Origin of the sequence: Streptomyces marokkonensis (assembly GCF_039539045.1) — a bacterium.
GTDB lineage: Bacteria > Actinomycetota > Actinomycetes > Streptomycetales > Streptomycetaceae > Streptomyces > Streptomyces marokkonensis.
On sequence record NZ_BAABCQ010000298.1, the window covers coordinates 1 to 4,771 of the forward strand.

Here is a 4,771-nt window from a genome sequence, read left to right on the forward strand (position 1 = left end):
ATCACAACCCGCGCCCCATTTGGCCGATTTTCTTCCACTTCGCTGGTGTCTGAGGCTAGATTCGCAATGAGTCATATTTTCATCTCCTTAGATCGTAGTTGTACGGTCATGGACGCTGGAGTCCCGCATCTACCCAGATCGGCTACAAGGGGTCACGCAATGGCAGATTTCTCCCGCCTTCCCGGACCGAACGCGGACCTGTGGGACTGGCAGCTCCTGGCCGCGTGCCGTGGGGTGGACAGCTCGCTCTTCTTCCACCCGGAAGGCGAACGCGGTGCGGCGCGGAGTGCTCGCGAGAACTCGGCCAAGGAGGTCTGTATGAGGTGCCCGGTGCGCGCCGAGTGCGCGGCGCACGCGCTGGCGGTGCGCGAGCCGTACGGGGTGTGGGGCGGCCTGACCGAGGACGAGCGCGAGGAGCTCATGGGACGGGCCCGCCACCGCCTGGTGGCAGCGACGGCATCGGCCGGCGGGGAGGCGGCCGCGCCTCACTGAAGGAACGTTTCTCTGTTACGAGACCCCGATACGGACTCGCGAGGCTCCGATACGGGAGCGCAGGCGGCACCCCGGACCACCGCTCAACGCGCGGCCGACTGGCGCGCCCCCGCCCGGGCGAGCTCGTCCAGCGTCGCCGTCACCGCCGGCACCTGGGCCAGGTCGGGCAGGGTGAGCGCGACGATCTCCCGCCGCACCGCCGGCTCCAACGTCACCGCGCGTACACCCCGGGGCCGTACGGACTCGACGGCGAGCTGGGGCAGGACGGCCACGCCCAGACCGGCGCCGACCAGGCCGGCGACCGCCGGGTAGTCGTCGGTCGCGAAGTCGATGCGGGGCGTGAAACCGGCCCCCTCGCAGACCTCGACCAGCTGACCGCGACAGCGCGGGCAGCCCGCGATCCACGGGTCCCGGGCCAGTTCCCCGATGGCCACCGACCCGCCGGGCTCCGTACGCGCGAGCCGGTGCCCCTCGGGCACCAGCGCCACGAGGCGGTCGGTCAGCAGCGGCCGTACGACGAGGTCGTCCCACTCCTCCGCACCCACCGCGCCCTCGTAGCGGAAGGCGAGCGCCACGTCGCAGTCGCCCTCGCGCAGCAGCTCGACGGAGTTCGGCGGCTCGGCCTCCTCCAGGAAGACGCGGGTGCCGGGGTGCGCGGCCCGCAGCGCTGCCAGGGCGGTCGGTACGAGGGTGGAGCTGCCACTGGGAAAGGAGACCAGCCGCACCCGCCCGGCGCGCAGCCCGGCGATGGCGGCGACCTCCTCCTCCGCCGCGGTCAGCCCGGCAAGGATCCCGGCGGCGTGCCGCACCAGCGACTCACCGGCCTGGGTCAGCCGCATCTCGCGCCCGGTACGCACGAGCAGGGGCGTGCCGACGGAGGCCTCCAGGGCCTTCATCTGCTGGCTGACGGCGGGCTGGGTACAGCCCAGCTCGCGCCCCGCGGCGGAGAAGGAACCGGTCGATGCCACGGCGCGCAGCACACGGAGATGACGAGCCTCGATCACACCTCAAGGATAAGCGACGCTTTGACCCGACCCCGAATATCACGTCGACGCTTTGAAGAGGGCTGTCCTATGGTGCCGCCATGGAACTACTGTCCGTCAACGTCGGCCGCGCGAAGAACGTGCCCTACACGAACCACCCCGAAGGCGTCACCGGCATCGACAAACGGCCGACCGACGGGGCCGTTCGGGTGACGGCGCCCGGTCCGAAGGGGGTCGGGGCGAGCGGGCTGGCCGGGGACACGGTGTGCGACACACGCCATCACGGCGGCGACGACCAGGCGGTGTACGCGATGGCGCGCGAGGACCTGGACGGCTGGGAGCGCGAGCTGGGCAGGCCGCTGCCGAACGGCGCCTTCGGCGAGAACCTCACCACCACGGGCCTGGACGTCTCCGGTGCCCGGATCGGCGAGCGCTGGCGGGTCGGACCCGACCTGGTGCTGGAGGTCACCTGCGGCCGTATCCCCTGCCGCACCTTCCAGGGTCACCTGGGTGAGGAGCGGTGGGTGAGGCGGTTCACGGATAAGGGCGCGCCGGGCGCGTACTTGCGCGTGATCGAGCCCGGCGAGATACGGACGGGCGACCTCGTCGACATGGTCCACCGGCCCGACCACGAGGTGACGGTCGCGTTGCAGTTCCGGGCGGTGACGACCGAACGGGAACTGCTGCCCCGGCTGCTCGCGGCGGGCGAGGAACTGCACCCGGAGTCGCTGGCGGCGGCACGGAAGTACGTGGAGACGTACGGCACCTGATCGAAACGGACGCGTTCGGTCCGGCCCCCTAACCTTGCGCCATGACAACGGCATTGATTACGGGATCGACGGCGGGCATCGGCGCCGCGTTCGCGCGGCGGCTGGCGGCCGACGGACACGACCTGGTGCTGGTGGCCCGCGACACCGAGCGGCTGCGCGACCAGGCGACCGAACTGCACGACCGGCACGGCATCGAGGCGAAGGTCCTGACGGCCGACCTGTCGACGGACGCCGGCATCGAGGCGGTCGCCGCCCGGCTGTGCGAGCGCCAGAACCCCGTCGACCTGCTGATCAACAACGCCGGCTTCGGCAACAAGGGCCGTTTCCTCGACGTCTCCATGGCCGACGAGCTGACCATGCTCAAGGTGCACTGCGAGGCGGTGCTGCGGCTGACCTCGGCGGCGGCGGAGACGATGCGGGAGCGGGGACGGGGCGGCGTGGTCAACGTGGCCTCGGTCGCGGCCTTCGTCCCGCGCGGCACCTACGGCGCCTCCAAGGCGTGGGTCGTGCAGTTCACGCAGGGCGTGGCGAAGGACCTGGCGGGCAGCGGCGTACGCATGATGGCCCTGTGCCCCGGCTTCGTGCGCACGGAGTTCCACGAGCGGGCGGGCATGGGCACGGACAGCATCCCGAACTGGATGTGGCTCGACGCCGACAAGGTCGTCGCGGCGGCCCTCGCCGACCTCTCCCGCGGCAAGTCCCTGTCCATCCCGGACCCCCGCTACAAGACCCTGATGGGCGCGGCGAAGCTGGTGCCGCGGGGGATGCTGGGCGGGCTCACCTCACGGACGGGGCGGAAGTACGGGCCGCGGTAGGGGCAGTATGGGCCGTGCCCTCTCTTCTCGGTGGGCGGGCGTCTTCTGACTGGGCCGACGGCTCCGGCCGCGTGCGGACCAGGATTCCTGCCCTGTCGTCGAGGAGAGCTCGGGCAGACGTCGCAGAGCTCTCCCTCACCCACCGCAGCCGTCCCGGAGGTGCTTGGTGCCCGCTGCCCCAGGCCAACAGATCCCGCCACGCGGGAGCGCTGGTTCCAGCCGCGGAGATCGGGCTTCCGTCGGGAGCAGGAGGGGCTTGACCATCTTCGGGGGCTGATGCCGACGACCGAGCCCTTCCGGGCCTGGGCCACGTTCCAGTTCACTCTCCTCCACGACCAGGACCGGCGGCGCTTCGTACCGCAGCCGCGGGACGGTGCGGGCAGTCGGCCGGTGCTGTCGTCGTCGGTTCTGACCAGTACCAGCTCTCTGTACGCCGCGGCTCAGGGCAGCATCGCCGAGGGCCGTGACCCGCGGGAGGTACGGGCGGCACGTCTCGCCGAGGCCCACCGCCGCGTGCAGGGCCGCCGGTTCGTCTCCGAGCGCGTTCGCCGGGGACGACGGAGCACCGTCGACGGACAGGTAGGCGTACGGACAGCAATATCTCACTTTTTGACCTTTGGATCACTCCTGGCCCGATACGCTCAAGTGTCTACGATGCAATGGTCCTTGGGGACGATACGCATCCGCTCAGCAGCGGGGGAGACCATGCCTGAACCAGATGGCGTCAGATCAAGTGGCAGTACACCGGGGGACGCGACGCCGGACCGCACCGGACCCGGAGGCGCGCCCGGTTCCGGGGACGGGGAGCGCGGTGGTCAACCTCGCCGCCGCTCCGGACAGATTCGAGCCGCTGTGATAACCGCGGCGGCCACGATCGTCGCGGCGCTGATCACCGCGGGCGTCGCCATCCTGGCCAACAACGACACCGACACCGAGACCGACACCGAGGCCAAGCCGCCGGCATCGTCGTCCACACCCGCGACGGAGCCGACGTCGGGCGAATCCGGTGATGACGCCGGACCGGCCCAGGACTCCGTCCTTCGCTCCGGGGAGGGAGTCCAGATGGTCGCGGACACGAGTCTGGACCTCGATTCGGACGCTCCCAACTGGGACGCCAGGACCTTCACCCACAGGGGCGCGGATCTCTACCTGGACCCGAACAGGTTCATCGGAGGGCTGGATGCTCCCCGGCTGATCGTGACGACGGGCAAGGAGCGTTCCCCAGAGACGTGCGAAGCACAGACGGCGCTGGTGGGGACGATCAAGTTCGACGACCTGAGGTCGGGTACCGCGGCCTGTGTGGTGACGACAGAGCGGCGCTGGGCCTGGGTGGAGGTACGGACGTACTCCCCCGATCCCCTGAAGCTCACCGTGGACGTGGTCGTCTGGGCTGCGGTGGCCTCCACGCCCGAGGGGACGTGACTGGTCGGTGGTCGCGTACGGGGCCTGGCGGGATGACGGGGCCGCTGCGCTGCGGCGATCCTTCGGCGGATCGATTCGAGCCAGTTTCGCGGGGACGTCCCTCGCGGCGGCAGAAGGTCGAGCCCCGATGCGGTGGTCGCGGGAGTCACCATCACCGACCCCGGCCAGGGCTCTGAACGCACCGCGGGCCGGACAGGGAAGCACCGCCTTCCGGCGGGTTACTTCTGGGTGACATCGGTGCAGTAGACGTCCTTGTCCGGCAGGTGGCCGGTGGCCAGGAAGTCGACGG

General features: G+C 70.7%; 5 protein-coding genes. 4 read left to right on the forward strand and 1 reads right to left on the reverse strand.

Features of this window, described 5'->3' with window-relative positions:
* The first annotated feature begins 159 nt into the window (after window positions 1-159).
* The gene (locus ABEA26_RS35025; protein WP_345597993.1) at window positions 160-492 is read left to right on the forward strand and encodes a WhiB family transcriptional regulator; all 333 of its coding nucleotides are present in this window, start codon (window positions 160-162) and stop codon (window positions 490-492) included.
* A gap of 83 nt (window positions 493-575) precedes the next feature.
* Here the strand turns inward: ABEA26_RS35025 and ABEA26_RS35030 are convergent, their stop codons facing one another.
* Entirely contained in the window at window positions 576-1,496 is a 921-nt protein-coding gene (locus ABEA26_RS35030; protein ID WP_345597995.1) for a LysR family transcriptional regulator, read from the reverse strand.
* An 80-nt stretch (window positions 1,497-1,576) separates the two neighbouring features.
* Here ABEA26_RS35030 and ABEA26_RS35035 point away from each other — a divergent pair, with 80 nt between their 5' ends.
* The 3 genes from ABEA26_RS35035 to ABEA26_RS35045 all read left to right on the forward strand — a co-directional run bounded on the left by ABEA26_RS35035 (window position 1,577) and on the right by ABEA26_RS35045 (window position 4,482).
* The gene (locus tag ABEA26_RS35035) at window positions 1,577-2,245 is read left to right on the forward strand and encodes an MOSC domain-containing protein (RefSeq protein WP_345597997.1); all 669 of its coding nucleotides are present in this window, start codon (window positions 1,577-1,579) and stop codon (window positions 2,243-2,245) included.
* Window positions 2,246-2,286: 41 nt separating this feature from the next.
* Complete coding sequence (locus ABEA26_RS35040) at window positions 2,287-3,060, forward strand: SDR family NAD(P)-dependent oxidoreductase (RefSeq protein WP_345597999.1); 774 nt, start codon at window positions 2,287-2,289, stop codon at window positions 3,058-3,060.
* A gap of 852 nt (window positions 3,061-3,912) precedes the next feature.
* The gene (locus ABEA26_RS35045; protein WP_345598001.1) at window positions 3,913-4,482 is read left to right on the forward strand and encodes a hypothetical protein; all 570 of its coding nucleotides are present in this window, start codon (window positions 3,913-3,915) and stop codon (window positions 4,480-4,482) included.
* The last annotated feature ends 289 nt before the right edge of the window (window positions 4,483-4,771 follow it).

Coding starts and splice junctions, on each gene's coding strand:
- ABEA26_RS35040 (WP_345597999.1), top strand. CDS start 2,287: ATGACAACGGCATTGATTACGGGATCGACGGCGGGCATCGGCGCCGCG.
- ABEA26_RS35025 (WP_345597993.1), top strand. CDS start 160: ATGGCAGATTTCTCCCGCCTTCCCGGACCGAACGCGGACCTGTGGGAC.
- ABEA26_RS35035 (WP_345597997.1), top strand. CDS start 1,577: ATGGAACTACTGTCCGTCAACGTCGGCCGCGCGAAGAACGTGCCCTAC.